Source organism: Cobetia sp. 29-18-1, assembly GCF_029846405.1.
Classification (GTDB): domain Bacteria; phylum Pseudomonadota; class Gammaproteobacteria; order Pseudomonadales; family Halomonadaceae; genus Cobetia; species Cobetia amphilecti.
In genome coordinates, this window is the sequence record NZ_JARWKS010000009.1 from 124,233 (window position 1) to 137,305 (window position 13,073).

At 65.5% G+C, this 13,073-nt stretch carries 11 protein-coding genes and 1 other RNA gene; 6 read left to right on the forward strand and 6 right to left on the reverse strand.

Annotated elements, in window-relative coordinates; all coding sequences use genetic code 11:
- Window positions 1-331: 331 nt before the first annotated feature.
- The 3 genes from QD208_RS09230 to QD208_RS09240 all read right to left on the reverse strand — a co-directional run bounded on the left by QD208_RS09230 (window position 332) and on the right by QD208_RS09240 (window position 1,704).
- Window positions 332-1,048: a 5-formyltetrahydrofolate cyclo-ligase gene (locus QD208_RS09230; RefSeq protein ID WP_279836572.1), complete on the reverse strand. Its 717-nt coding sequence runs from the start codon at window positions 1,046-1,048 to the stop codon at window positions 332-334.
- A 22-nt stretch (window positions 1,049-1,070) separates the two neighbouring features.
- Window positions 1,071-1,253: non-coding RNA, 6S RNA (ssrS, locus tag QD208_RS09235), on the reverse strand.
- Between the two features lie 73 nt (window positions 1,254-1,326).
- Complete coding sequence (locus tag QD208_RS09240; protein ID WP_064503224.1) at window positions 1,327-1,704, reverse strand: cell division protein ZapA; 378 nt, start codon at window positions 1,702-1,704, stop codon at window positions 1,327-1,329.
- A gap of 260 nt (window positions 1,705-1,964) precedes the next feature.
- Here QD208_RS09240 and QD208_RS09245 point away from each other — a divergent pair, with 260 nt between their 5' ends.
- The 4 genes from QD208_RS09245 (at window position 1,965) to QD208_RS09260 (ending at window position 6,868) form a co-directional block, all read left to right on the forward strand.
- Window positions 1,965-2,606, forward strand: a complete 642-nt coding sequence (locus QD208_RS09245) for a UPF0149 family protein (protein WP_064503223.1) — start codon at window positions 1,965-1,967, stop codon at window positions 2,604-2,606.
- 134 nt (window positions 2,607-2,740) lie between these two features.
- A complete protein-coding gene (pepP, locus tag QD208_RS09250; RefSeq protein WP_279836574.1) occupies window positions 2,741-4,084 on the forward strand; it encodes a Xaa-Pro aminopeptidase in 1,344 nt (447 codons plus the stop codon).
- Between the two features lie 4 nt (window positions 4,085-4,088).
- On the forward strand, window positions 4,089-5,351 hold the full coding sequence (gene ubiH, locus QD208_RS09255) for a 2-octaprenyl-6-methoxyphenyl hydroxylase (RefSeq protein ID WP_279836576.1): 1,263 nt from the start codon (window positions 4,089-4,091) through the stop codon (window positions 5,349-5,351).
- A 191-nt stretch (window positions 5,352-5,542) separates the two neighbouring features.
- Window positions 5,543-6,868 (forward strand): UbiH/UbiF/VisC/COQ6 family ubiquinone biosynthesis hydroxylase, encoded by a 1,326-nt coding sequence (locus QD208_RS09260; protein WP_279836577.1) that lies wholly within the window; start codon window positions 5,543-5,545, stop codon window positions 6,866-6,868.
- 219 nt (window positions 6,869-7,087) lie between these two features.
- Here QD208_RS09260 and QD208_RS09265 read toward each other — a convergent pair whose 3' ends face one another.
- The 3 genes from QD208_RS09265 to gpmI all read right to left on the reverse strand — a co-directional run bounded on the left by QD208_RS09265 (window position 7,088) and on the right by gpmI (window position 11,560).
- Entirely contained in the window at window positions 7,088-8,482 is a 1,395-nt protein-coding gene (locus QD208_RS09265; RefSeq protein ID WP_279836579.1) for a S41 family peptidase, read from the reverse strand.
- A 176-nt stretch (window positions 8,483-8,658) separates the two neighbouring features.
- The gene (locus QD208_RS09270) at window positions 8,659-9,879 is read right to left on the reverse strand and encodes a peptidoglycan DD-metalloendopeptidase family protein (RefSeq protein WP_279836581.1); all 1,221 of its coding nucleotides are present in this window, start codon (window positions 9,877-9,879) and stop codon (window positions 8,659-8,661) included.
- Between the two features lie 118 nt (window positions 9,880-9,997).
- Window positions 9,998-11,560 carry a 2,3-bisphosphoglycerate-independent phosphoglycerate mutase gene (gene gpmI, locus QD208_RS09275; protein WP_043331623.1) on the reverse strand — a complete coding sequence of 521 codons (1,563 nt, stop codon included), beginning with the start codon at window positions 11,558-11,560 and terminating at the stop codon, window positions 9,998-10,000.
- Window positions 11,561-12,004: 444 nt separating this feature from the next.
- Here gpmI and QD208_RS09280 point away from each other — a divergent pair, with 444 nt between their 5' ends.
- Both QD208_RS09280 and secB read left to right on the forward strand, forming a co-directional pair.
- Window positions 12,005-12,424, forward strand: coding sequence for a rhodanese-like domain-containing protein (locus QD208_RS09280; RefSeq protein WP_043331622.1), 420 nt, complete (start codon window positions 12,005-12,007; stop codon window positions 12,422-12,424).
- Window positions 12,425-12,549: 125 nt separating this feature from the next.
- A complete protein-coding gene (gene secB, locus QD208_RS09285) occupies window positions 12,550-13,053 on the forward strand; it encodes a protein-export chaperone SecB (RefSeq protein WP_279836583.1) in 504 nt (167 codons plus the stop codon).
- Window positions 13,054-13,073: the final 20 nt, after the last annotated feature.

Here is a 13,073-nt window from a genome sequence, read left to right on the forward strand (position 1 = left end):
CATGGCCCTGGTATTCATCTTCGGGATTGGTGTAGTGGCAACCGGCTACGCCCAGACCGTAATGGGTTCCTGAATCCTGCGCTGCTGCCCTCACCGGCGGTAGCGGTGCTGCTGGCGTCAGTCTCTCTGGCGCCACGCACCCATGCCATGACCCTCCTGCCAGGCTTTCCAGCGTTTCTGCTTCCAGCTCCCCGACTCCCCCCTCAGCTTGACCCCTCGTCTGGCTTCACTGCGTTGCTGCTTCGCCTCTTCACAGATAGCCCCTTTCTGCCTGCTTTCACCCTCGACATCTCGCGGTCGTGCCATCGATCTCGTCATAAAGCCCAGCGGCTCATTCAGGGCGGGCAGGGCGCACGACTTCGCGATCACTGACGATGGCGTCCAGCGGGACATCCCAGGGCTGTACCGGCAGGGCGGGGACCTTCTGACAGTGATGGGCGAGGCCGATCAACAGTGGCCGTGGGCCGGGACGGCGGGTAAAGGCGAAGCTGCGATCGTAGAAGCCACCACCCATGCCGATGCGAGCCCCGCGCCCATCGAAGCCGACCAGTGGCATCAAGACGACATCCAGCGCCCAGGCAGGCAGGCGCCGTGCCTTGGAAGCCCCATGACGGGTGTCCGGTTCGGCGATGCCGAAGCGGTTGCTGACCAGGGGTGTCTGATCGTCGTAGCGCACGAACCATAGCGAATTGGCCGCGAACGGGCGCAGTACCGGCAGATAGACCTTCGCCCCTCGTCGCTGCAGCCAATCGCACAGACGCGTGGCATCGATCTCGCCATCGTAGGGCAGATACAGGGCGACGTGGCGGGCGCGCAACAGTTCCGGCAGTCGTTTCAGCTGACGCAGGAGCGCATCTTCGGCTTGCAGGCGAATGGCAGGTGGTAGCTGACGGCGGCGTTGGCGCAGCAGACGGCGAAGCGCACGGCGGTCGGCCTGAGGGTGATCGAGCTCTCTGGGCAGCGCCCAGAGCGTGGTGTCGAGTGCTGCAGAAGGGAGTGGCGAGCGTGGGCTCGCGGGTGCGGCATAGACCGCGGGGGGCTTGCGCATGCCTGACAATCTCCGTCAGACAGGGTTCTCCAAGGTGCCGGTGTTACCGGGGGCCCTTGAACCCAGCGGTTCAAGGTGGGTAGTCCCGCGCAGCGCATCAGGCGTTCCGACGCACGGACATGCACACAGCACTGCGCAGTGGACTCCCTGGGAATAGCTTATAAGCTCGAGGGACATCGGCAACTGTCGTACACCCCAGAGAACTCATTCAGTCTACCAAACCCCGCCTGCCTGCCCAAGGGCTAATCCTGTCGGGAACAATCTGTTGCCTGAATGTATCAGTTGTTTGATTCTGAAGCGTTTTTACGCTCAGCAGCGCGCGCCTTCGCCTGATCGGCATAGTCGGCTGGCAGCTGACTGAGCGCGGCATCCAGTTGACGGTCCAGCGCGGTGAGGCGAGTCTCGAAGTCGCGCTGCAGGGCGCGCTCGCTGTCACGGCTGTTGATCAACTCATGCGAGATATTGAGCGCTGCCATCAGGGCGACCTTGTCGGCGCTGATGGTGTTGCCGCGCTGCTGGATGCCTTGCATGGCGAGATCCAGATAAGCCGCCGCACGGGTCAGGCCATCTTCCTCGCCGGGCTGACAGCTGACGGTATAGCTGCGGCCGAGCAGGCTGATCTCGGTGGTATTGCGTGGGGTGGCGGAATCGCTCATGTAGATCCTCTCGGGCCTTGTCCGGCGTCATCCAGATTGATGCCGACGTCCTGCTGTCAGTGCGTCACCGTCGCAGTCAGGACGGCAAGCCAGAAGGAGGGCCAGTGCGGTAAGATGGGGGCATTCTCGAGCCACTATAGAGAGCCGCTTCTGGAGGGTCAACGCGCCGCGCGGCGCGGCTGCCTTGTGCTGCAGCACATCCTTCAGATGCCATTCTCCCGCTACAGAACCACTTCTCACTGACTCAAAGGGGCCGCATCATGGCGATCATCAACGATACCTTCGATTTCTCGCTCGTCGCAGACCACTTCCTGGCTCACGGCAGCCTCAACAATCCCTCCTTCCTCGATGGTCAGCTGGTGGCCGCACTGGCGCTGGATGACATCAGTGCCGAGGATTGGCTGGCGCGCGTCTGCGCCTCGCTGGGGGTCGAGCAACCGGCCACGCGTGAGGCCGGTGAAGTCTTCCTCACCTGGCGCACGCGCAATCAGGAGCGTCTGGCCGCCAGCGAGATGAGCTTCGAGCCGCTGCTGCCGGATGACATGTTCTCGCTGGCCGAACGCGGTCAGAGCCTGCGCGAATGGACGCTGGGCTTCCAGGAAGAGCTGGCCGGTGCCGATGACGATGTCCGCAGTGGCTGGAGTCAGGCGCTCAAGGATGCCCTGAGCGATGTCGAAGCCATCTCGAGCGGCCTCGCCAATGCCGAAGATCTCGACGACGACAACGCCGAGGACGAGGCCGATCTGTTCGCGCTGGCTGACCATGTGCGCATGGCGGCCTTGCTGCTTTACACCGAGCAGCACCCGGGCAACCCGGACGTCGAGAAGCCCAGCGATGACCAGCTGCCGGAAGGCGGTCTCGAGGGCAGCCTCGGCGTCAGCTCGCGTACCGATACCCACTGAAACGATGGTCACCCACCGCTTGCGCCGCGTCTGACGCAAGGCTGGTACAAGAGGGCGGGTGACCCCATCTACAGCATCACGCCTGTTTGTCACTCGAACGCGCCATGCCCGGCGGGTTCTCGACGGAGATTGCCATGACTGCCCCAGCCATCCTGCCCGCACCTGCTGCCCTGACGGCAGAGGATTTTCGTGCACGCCGCCAGCGCCTGATCGCGCAGCTGCCGCAGGGGGCTGCCGCATTGGTGGTCTCGTCGGGCCTGGCCCAGCGCAACCGCGACAGTGAATACAGCTTCCGTCAGAACAGCGACTTCCACTATCTGACCGGCTGGCCGGAACCCGAGGCCGCCTTGCTGTTGCTGCCCGGGCGCGCCGAAGGGGAGAGCGTGCTGTTCTGTCAGGAGAAGGACCCGCTGGCCGAAGCCTGGACCGGCATCCGCATCGGCGCCGAGGGTGCCGTCGCCACGGCAGGCTTCGATCAGGCCTTCACCAATGAGGCCCGTGATGAGGTGATGGCCAGCCTGCTGGATGGCCGCGAGCGTCTCTATGTGCTGTTCGAGGATGACGAAGCCCTGGCGCTGGCTCAAGCGCTGCGCGATGAGCTGGCCGCCGCGGTGCGTCGCGGAGCACGGCCGCCGGCCGCCTTCGAGGATCTCGCGCCGCTGCTGCATGAGCAGCGCCTGATCAAGGATGAGCGTGAGCTGGCACTGATGCGCCACGCCGCCGAGATTTCCGCGCGCGCGCATGTGCGTGCGATGCAGATCAGCCGTCCCGGCCTGCACGAGTATCATCTGCAGGCTGAGATCGAGCATGAATTCCAGTGGCAGGGGGCGCCGGCTCCGGCCTACACCAGCATCGTCGGGGCGGGTGTGAATGCCTGTGTGCTGCACTACATCGAGAATCGCGCGCCGCTGGAGGATGGTCAGCTGGTGCTGATCGATGCCGGCGCCGAGTACGCCCTCTATGCCGGCGACATCACGCGTACCTTCCCGGTCAATGGCCGCTTCAGTGAGCCGCAGCGCCGTCTGTACGAGATCGTGCTCAAGGCGCAGGAGCGTGCGGTGGCCGCCGTGGTACCGGGTGCAACGTTGGTGGGCATTCACCAACAGGTGGTGCATGACCTGACCACGGGGCTGGTCGAGCTGGGCCTGTTGCAGGGCGAGGTCGAGGAATTGATCAGCAGCGATGCCTACCGTCGCTTCTATCTGCACTCCACCTCGCATTGGCTGGGGCTGGATGTGCACGACGTGGGCAGCTATCGCGAAGCGGGTGAGCCGCGTCCGCTGGTGCCGGGCATGGTGCTGACCATCGAGCCGGGCCTCTACATTCCGCAGGACGGCGACATTCCTGTCGAATATCGCGGCATCGGCATTCGCATCGAGGACGACGTCGCGGTGACTGCCGCGGGCCACGAGGTGTTGAGTCATGGCGTGCCCAAGTCCGTCGAGGCCATCGAGGCGCTGATGCGCGCGGAGGCCTGACGCCATGAGTGAGCCTGAAGCCATGAGCGGGCGTGATGCCGAACACTTCGACATCGTGATCATCGGCGGCGGTCTGGTGGGCGCCAGCCTGGCCTGTGCGCTGGCGCCGCTGATGGCGCGTGTGGCCGACGAGAAGGGCCGTGAGGCTGCAGCGTTGCGTGTCGCCGTGATCGAGGCCAATGAGCTGCCCGCGGCGTCAGCAGACGCCCGGCGCTTCCAGCCCAGTTTCGATGCACGTGCCAGCGCCATCGCGGCGGGCTCACGCCAGCGGTTCACCGCCTTCGGGGTCTGGGAGGCAATGTGCGAGCACGCCACGCCGATTCGCACCATCCATGTCAGTGAGCGCGGCCACCTGGGCGCGACCCGCATGCGGGCCTCCGAACTCGAGGTAGCCGCGCTCGGCCACGTGATTCCCAATGCCTGGATGGGCCAGGTACTACATCGCCAGCTGGCCGAGCTGCCGCTGGCCTGGTATTGCCCGGCGCGGGTGGCAGAAATCGCCGTCACGGCGCAAGGCCATCGCCTCACGCTCGAGGATGGTCGTCTGATCGAGGCTGAGCTGACCGTGCTGGCGGATGGCGGTCGTTCCGGACTCAAGGAGCGCCTCGGCATCCACAGTGCGGCGCAGGACTATGAGCAGCATGCCTTGATCGCCACGGTGGAGATGAGCCAGCCTCACCAGGGAGTCGCCTACGAGCGCTTCACCAGTGAAGGCCCGATGGCGCTGCTGCCGCTGGCCGGCAAGCGCATGGAGCTGGTCTGGACGCGCTCCCCCGCTGACACGGAAAGCCTGATGACGCTGCCCGACAGCGACTTCCTGCAGGCGCTGCAGCGCGCCTTCGGTGAACGCGCCGGACGCTTTCGCCGCGTCGGGCAACGCCACGCCTATCCGCTGTCGTTGGTGCGTGCCAGCGAAGGCACGCGCCCCGGCCTTGCGGTGCTCGGCAACGCCGCCCACGCCCTGCATCCGGTGGCAGGGCAGGGCTTCAATCTGGCACTGCGCGGCGTGACCGATCTGGTCGCGGCCATCGAGGCGGGCCTGACGCGTGGCGAGTCGCCGGGGGCCACCAGCGTGCTGAGTGACTTCGAGGAGCGGCGCGGCGCGGATCGCGACAATGTGGTGCTGTTCAGCGATGGCTTGATCCGCCTGTTCGGGGTCGAGAGTCGCTGGCTGGGGCATGCACGGGCAGCGGGCCTGATCGGGCTCAATCTGGTCTCGCCGCTCAAGCGCCTGTTGGCCAGACGCTCGATGGGCATTGAGCGCTGAGGTTGGTGGGTACTCGCTGACCTGGCTCGTGGACAGAGCCTCGCAGGCAGGGCGTCACTGACAGGGCCTCACTGACAGCGCCTTGGTGTCGAGCCACGCGACGGGGCTTCGAAATCAGGGCACGAGATTGGTCTTCGAGATCAGGCCACGAGACAGAACTACGAGACAGAACTTCGAGACAGGGAGCAGGCATGAAGGACGGTCGATCAGCAGGTAGCGCACATGACGCCGATGTCGCCATCGTCGGTGCCGGTATCGTCGGTGCCACCCTGGCACTGCTGCTGGGGCAGGCGGGACTGCGGGTCATGCTGGTCGAGGGGCGTGAGTCCGCGACCCGCTGGCAGCCAGATAGCGCCCCCGAGCCACGGGTGAGTGCATTGACGCCGGTCTCTCAGCAGCTGTTGAGCGGTCTGGGCGTGTGGCCGACGATCGCCGCCAGTCGCCTGATGCCCTATACCGGCATGCAGGTGTGGGACGCAGAGGGCAATGGCGAGATTCAGTTCAGCGCCGAGGACAGCGGTGTGCCGGTACTGGGGCATATCGTCGAGAACCGGGTCACGCTCGCCGCGCTGGAGCAGGCCATCGATGCCTGCCCGGAGATCACGCGCTGCTTCGGGGCGCGTGTGGCAGGCATGGCACTCCCACGCTCGGGCGCTACATCAGTAGTGAATGCTTACCAACTCGATGAGGCGGAAGCGACCAGCCTGACGCTGACCGATGGCCGGACAGTCACCGCGGCGCTGGTGGTCGCGGCGGATGGTGCGCGCTCACGGCTGCGCGAGCTGGCCGGGATCGCCACGCGGGAACACGACACCGGCCAGGTCGCGCTGGTGGCCACGGTGCGCACCGAACTCGCGCATCAGGCCGTCGCGCGTCAGCGCTTCCTGCCGACCGGGCCGCTGGCCTTCCTGCCACTGGCCGTCAATGACGCCCTGGCTCAGCCGGCCGAGGGAGCCTCGGCTGCAGAGCGGCATTGCTCCATCGTGTGGTCGACTACGCCAGAAGAGGCCGAGCGTCTGCTGGCACTGTCAGCGGCGGCATTCTGCGGCGAGCTGGAAGACGCCTTTGAAGGTCAGCTCGGCGCCATCGAATGGGCGAGTGAGCGCTTCAGTTTCCCGCTGCATCAGCGCCACGCCGAAGACTATGTGCTGCCGGGGCTGGCGCTGGTGGGGGATGCTGCGCATGCCATTCACCCGCTGGCAGGCCAGGGCGTCAATCTGGGCTTGATGGATGTGGCGGTGTTGGCAGACGAGCTGCTGGCAGGACATCGCCGCGGGGTGGCGCTTGGCGACGAGCGCTGGCTGGCGCGCTATCGCCGCCGGCGTCGCAGCGACAATGCCATGATGCTCAAGATGATGGATGGCTTCCGGCTGTTGTTCGGCAGCCGTCAGCCGGGCGTGCGTCTGCTGCGCAACTTCGGGCTTGGTTTCGTCGACGGCCAGGGCGAGCTGAAGCGTATCCTGATGCGTCAGGCGATGGGTCAGCGGGGTGAGTTGCCCACCAGCTGCAAGCCGTAACAACAGTGAAGGTGGTGTAATTCCTGCGCCATCGGGTATGTGAGCGCCTACTATCATCGCTTGGGCACAGGTGGTCACAGGATGGCCGATCGCTGCCACACATGCCGCTGCATGTTCCTATACAAGTGCGCATGTCATGCCCCCTGCAACGACAAGGCCCCGCCAGATGGCGGGGCCTTGTCGTTGTGGCCTGATGATCTGGCGATCATGGCGTGATGCTTACTCGTCGCTTGTGGGCACGGTGGCCTTGAGCGCCGCGCTGCGCCCCAGCACGTTCATGCCCTTGAGCAGATTGAGCGCCTCACCCAGCTGATAGTCGCTTTCCGCCACTACCGGGCTGTCGGGTGCCTTGCTGCTGGCGGACTCGCTGGCGGCGTTGGCATTGTCGAGGCGCCCCTCGAGGTCTGCCTCGCGCACGCTGAAGTCACGCCGCGTGTCGCGCTCGAGGCGGCCTCGCACGACCTCGACATCCGGGCGGATGCCCTCGGCCTGGATCGAACGTCCGCTGGGCGTGAAGTAGAGCGCGGTGGTCAGCTTGAGCCCATCGCCATTGCCCAGCGGCATCACCGTCTGGACCGAGCCCTTGCCGAAGCTGTCGGTGCCCATGATGATGGCGCGGTGCTGATCCTGCAGTGCGCCGGACACGATTTCCGCGGCCGAGGCCGTGCCGCCATTGATCAGCACCACCAGCGGGGTATCGCCTGCCGGGGTGTCGGGCTTGGCCGAGAAGGACAGCTCGCTGTCGGGCAGGCGGCCTTCGGTGTAGACGATACGGCCGCTGGACAGGAACAGGTCACTGATCTCGACGGCGGCCGAGAGAAGCCCGCCGGGGTTGTTGCGCAGATCCAGCACCAGCCCCTTGAGCGGCTCGCCATCGTTGTCTTCCCGCAGTCTGGCCAGCGCCGTGTGGGCCTCGTCACCGGTCGCGCTCTGGAACTGGCTGATGCGCAGATAGCCATAGCCCGGGTCCAGCAGGCGCTGACTGACGCTGCTGCTCTTGATGATGGCCCGCTCCAGCACCACTTCGCGCGGCATGTCGGCGCCCTCGGACAGAATCAGCAGCCGAATGCGTGAGCCTGCCTCACCGCGCATCAATTTGACCGACTCCGACATCGACAGGCCGTCCAGCGGCGTATTGTCGATCTTGAGGATGACGTCTCGCGGCTGCAGGCCCGCGCGCGCCGCCGGGGTGTCGTCGATGGGGGCGATGACGGTCAGCTGGCCATCGTCGCCGGTGCCGACCTCGATACCGATGCCGCCAAACTCGCCATCGGTATTCTCGCGCAGGTCCTGCCAGTCTTCCTGATCCAGATAGGCGGAGTGCGGGTCCAGCCCTTCGAGCATGCCGCGCATGGCATTCTTGAGCAGCGTGCGGTCATCGACCTGATCGACGTAGGTGCGCTTGATGCGCTCGAAGACCTCGGCAAAGGTGCGCAGCTCAACCAGCGGCAGGTCCGTGCCCTGACGGGCATCCTGAGCGCTGTCGGCCGGCGAGGCGACATCTTCTGCACTGGCCGGCAGTCCGCCACCCAGCAGGGCAAGGCTCAGCGGCACGCTGACCGCCAGCTGACGCAGGCGGCGCGGGGCAGGACGGAACGGCGACATTGCAGACATGCGATTTCCTTCTCGACGGATACTGACTCGACTGGTACCGAAATGCGCTGAGCGCCGGGGCCGGATGTCGAGGCATGGCAGGGGGGAACACCGCCCAGCATGCTCGCAGTCACAGGCTACTGCGAGCATATCCCGCGCGAGTGCCTGGCGACTAGCCCGCCGGGTAGCGGTGGCATTCAGCGCTGGCTGACTATCAGACGATGCGCGAGGTGCCGCTGCCAGGCACTTGAGCGGCGCGAGAGCCAGCGACTCGGGTCTGTCGGCTGACCGCTGCGGCGCACTTCGAAGTAGAGCGCCGGGCCATCACGCCCGCCGCTGCTGCCGACACTGCCCAGCTGCTGGCCGCGTGACAGGCTGTCGCCCGGGCCCACGCTGAAGCTTGCCAGGTGGGCGTAGAGCGTCAGCACATTGTCACCGTGATCGAGTATCAGCAGGTTGCCATAGCCGCGCATCCAGTCCGCGAAGACCACGCGACCGGCGTGCGGCGCCGTGACGGCGGTGCCCTGCGTCGCGCGAATCAACACGCCATCACGGTTGACGCCCTCGCCACGCCCATAGGCGGAGATCACCTTGCCCGGCGCCGGCCAATCCATCTTGCCCATCGCACGCGTGATGCGGGTCTTGGGTGGCGGTGCGCTCTTGATCGACTTGAGGCGCTTCTCGAGGGTCTGGATCAGCTGATTGGCATGCGCGCGGTCCTGGTCCAGTTCGGCGATCTTCGCCTCATGGCTGGCATAGCGCGCATCCAGCTTGCGCAGCAGGGCGGCGCGTTCATTCTGTTGCGCGATCAGCTGACTGGCCTGCCGCTTGAGTCCTGCCTGCACGTCATCCAGGCGTGTCTGGCGGGCCAGCAGTTGCGCGCGGGTGTCGGCCAGTGACTGGTTCAGCTCGGCCAGGCGCTCCAGCGCCGCACGCCGTGATTCACTCAGGTGGTTCAGATAGACCTGCAGGCGCTCAAGACGTGCGGGATCATCCTGATTGAGCAGCAATTTCAGTTCAGGCTGACGACCGAGGCGATAGAGGGCGGCCATCTCTTCGGCGACCGCCGCCTTCTGGGCCGTCTGCTGCTGACTGAGGGCTTCACGCTTGCGCGTCAGTGCCACCAGCTGCTGCTTGATGTCATCGCGCTCATCCTCGAGCTTGCCGGTCTGCTGGCGCGTGGCATTGAGCTGGCGCTCGATCTTCTCCAGCCCGTTGCGCGTGTCGCTGCGCCGCGCTGCCGTGGCCTTGAGCTCGCCCTGCATCGCCTGGATCTCGCGCTTGAGGCGCTTGAGGTCTTCCTGGGAGGCCTGCTTCTTCTGGGTCAGGGTGGCGGTGTCGTCAGCGGCCTGCGCGGTGGTCGCCACCACGGGGCCGAGTGCCAGCGGGGCGAGACTCAGCAGCCAGGCAGACAGCACAACGCCGGAGACTCGGCTCCGGCGCTTGAAGATTCGGGGGCGGTCGCCCTGCCCGAGCGGCTTGCTCGGGCAGGGCGAGAGGCATGACGCACCGAAGGGTGCGCCATGCAGCCTGCTATCAGGCCTCGGCATAATCGACCAGCACCTTGCCATCCATCTCTTCCGGCACCGACTGGCCCATCATGGTCAGCAGGGTCGGGGCGAGATCGCACAGACGCCCGTCGGCGGCCAGCTTGGCATCGCGCTGCGTCACGTAGATCAGCGGCACCTCGAAGGTAGTGTGCGCGGTCTGCGGGTTGCCGGTTTCCGGGTGCACCATCTGCTCGGCGTTACCGTGGTCGGCGGTGATCAGGCATTCGCCTCCGACCTTCTCCAGCGCCTCGACCACGCGTGCCACGCACTTGTCGAGGAACTCGACGGCCTGGACGGCGGCGTCGAACTTGCCGGTGTGGCCGACCATGTCACCGTTGGCGTAGTTGCAGACGATGAGGTCGTAGCCGCCGGACTCGATGGCTTCCACCAGCTTGTCGGTGACTTCGCCGGCGCTCATTTCCGGTTTCTCGTCGTAGGTCTTCACGTCCTGCGGGGACGGCACGAGGATGCGCGTCTCGCCGGGGTATTCCTCTTCGCGGCCACCGGAGAAGAAGAAGGTGACGTGTGCGTACTTCTCGGTCTCGGCGATGCGCAGCTGGGTCAGGCCACGGTCGGACACGACCTCGCCCAGGGTGTTGTGCAGTTCGGACGGCGGGAAGGCTGCCGGCGCCGGGATGTCGGCGGCGTACTGGGTCATCATCACCAGGCCGTCGTGGGCCAGCTTGGGCGGCGTGCGCTCGAAGCCTGCGAAGTCCGGCTCGACGAAGGCGCGGGTCAGCTCGCGGGCACGGTCGGCGCGGAAGTTCATGAAGATGGCCGCATCGCCTTCCTGCATGGCGACGGAATCGCCGATGCGGGTGGCGGTGACGAATTCATCGGTCTCGTCGCGCTCGTAGGCGGCAGCCAGACCGGCGACCCCGGTGGCGGCTTCATGTTCGGCTTCGCCGTTGGCGATCAGGCGGTAGGCCTGCTCGACGCGGTCCCAGCGGTTGTCGCGGTCCAGTGCGAAGTAGCGACCGACCAGCGTGGCGACACGGCCGTCTTCCAGGCCCAGGCCCGCGAGGTGCTCATCGGCACGCGCGATGGAGGCCTCGGCGCTCTTGGGCGCGGTGTCACGGCCATCGGTGATGGCGTGGATATAGATGCGCTTGGCGCCCCGCTCGGCGGCCAGGTCGGCCATGGCCAGGGTGTGGTCTTCGTGGGAATGCACACCACCCGGAGACAGCAGGCCGATCAGGTGCACGGCACGCCCGGCCTTGACGGCGGCATCGATGGGCGCGGTCAGGATGTCATTGTCCTTGAGGGCATTCTCACGCACCGCCTTGGTGATGCGCGTGAAGTCCTGATAGACGATGCGACCGGCACCGAGGTTCATGTGGCCGACTTCGGAGTTGCCCATCTGGCCGTCCGGCAGGCCGACGAAGCCACCATCGGTGTGAATCAGTTCGCTGGGATATTCACGACGCAGGCGGTCCATCACCGGCGTGTCGGCGGCGAGGATGGCGTTGTCCTTCTCCTCTTCGCTGTGACCGTAGCCGTCCAGGATGATTAGGGCGACGGGACGCGGACCTTGTGCTTGAGCTGCCATGACTTCCTCGCTGTGATGACGAATGATCTGGGGTGAGCAGGGGCCGGGATGACAGGATGATGTTCGACGGGTGACGCATCATGCAGCTGTCATGTCCTGCGGCCATGCTGTGGCGCATCCGCGAGACAGAACCCTCGGCGGAAACGACATGTAGTGATAAAACTACCTGCTCGTTCTGCCCTCTATTAGAGGGGTGGTAAGGTGCCGAGTGCAAGTGCCGCAAGTGTATCGCCGGCATTGGGTTGCGCTATCGGTGGATCGCCCCGACCCGGCTGAGCTGACAGCAGCCGGCGCATCGCCCGGCTACGCCTTTTTGATGCCATGCAGCGGCATTCATGCTTGGGCCTGTCATGTATAATGCTGGCTCCGTTACCTCAGGTAGCGGTCTATTTCCTTTGCCGCGTACGCGTCGGCATGCACGTCACAGCGGAGTTAGCCCGTCTCATGATCGAACAGCTGCTTCAGTTCGCGCAGAATCATCCCTTGCTGGTCGGCGCCTTCGTCGCCCTGCTGGTCGCCCTCATTGTCATGGAAACCATGCGTGGCAACCACGGCGTCAGCGTCAGCGAGGCCACGCGACTGGTCAATCGCGAAGAGGGTGTCTTCATCGACATCCGCGACAGCAAGGAATTCAAGGCCGGTCATATCGCCGGTGCCGTCAACGTTCCCAGCAGTCAGCTGACCAGCGAGACCACTCCGCTGGCCAAGTACAAGGAACGCCCGGTGATCATCGTCTGCAAGCACGGCCAGACGGCGGGACCGCTGGTGGCGCGCCTCGAGAAGGATGGCTTCAAGCAGGCCGTCAAGCTCAAGGGCGGCATGGGCCAGTGGGAAGCCGACAGCCTGCCGGTCGTGACTCGCTGAGTCGCAGACTCGCGCGTCGCGTGTCTGCCAGCTGTCATTGCCCCGCTGGCTGGGCAAGTTTGCGGGTCTGCTGGAGGCAGGCTCGCAACCAAGAATAAATCTCCGAACCCTCAAGGATATGTCTCATGGCTGAAGAACAGAACGCACAGGCTGCAGCAGGCGCAGAACAGGCTCAGGATCAGCTCCAGTTTGCCCTGCAGCGCATCTACGTGAAGGACGTGTCCTTCGAAGCCCCGAATTCTCCGGCGGTCTTCTCCCTGCCGTTCCAGCCGAAGGTTGCGCTGGAGCTGGATACCGAGCACCAGCAGGTCGGTGAGGAGCTGTTCGAAGTCTCCATCAAGGTCACCGCTCAGGTCACCAATGGCGAAGACAAGACCACAGCCTTCCTGGCGGAAGTCGAGCAGGCTGGCCTGTTCCGTATCGCGGGCCTGTCTGCCGAGCAGCTGGACCACACCCTGGGCGCCTTCTGCCCGAACGTGCTGTTCCCGTATGCGCGTGAAGCCATCGACAACCTGGTCAACCGTGGCAGCTTCCCTCCGCTGATGCTGGCTCCGGTCAACTTCGAGGCCATGTACGCGCAGCGCAAGCAGCGTGAAGCCCAGGGCGCCGCCGAGGCGACCGCTCACTGATCAGTGAGCCGGCCTTGATT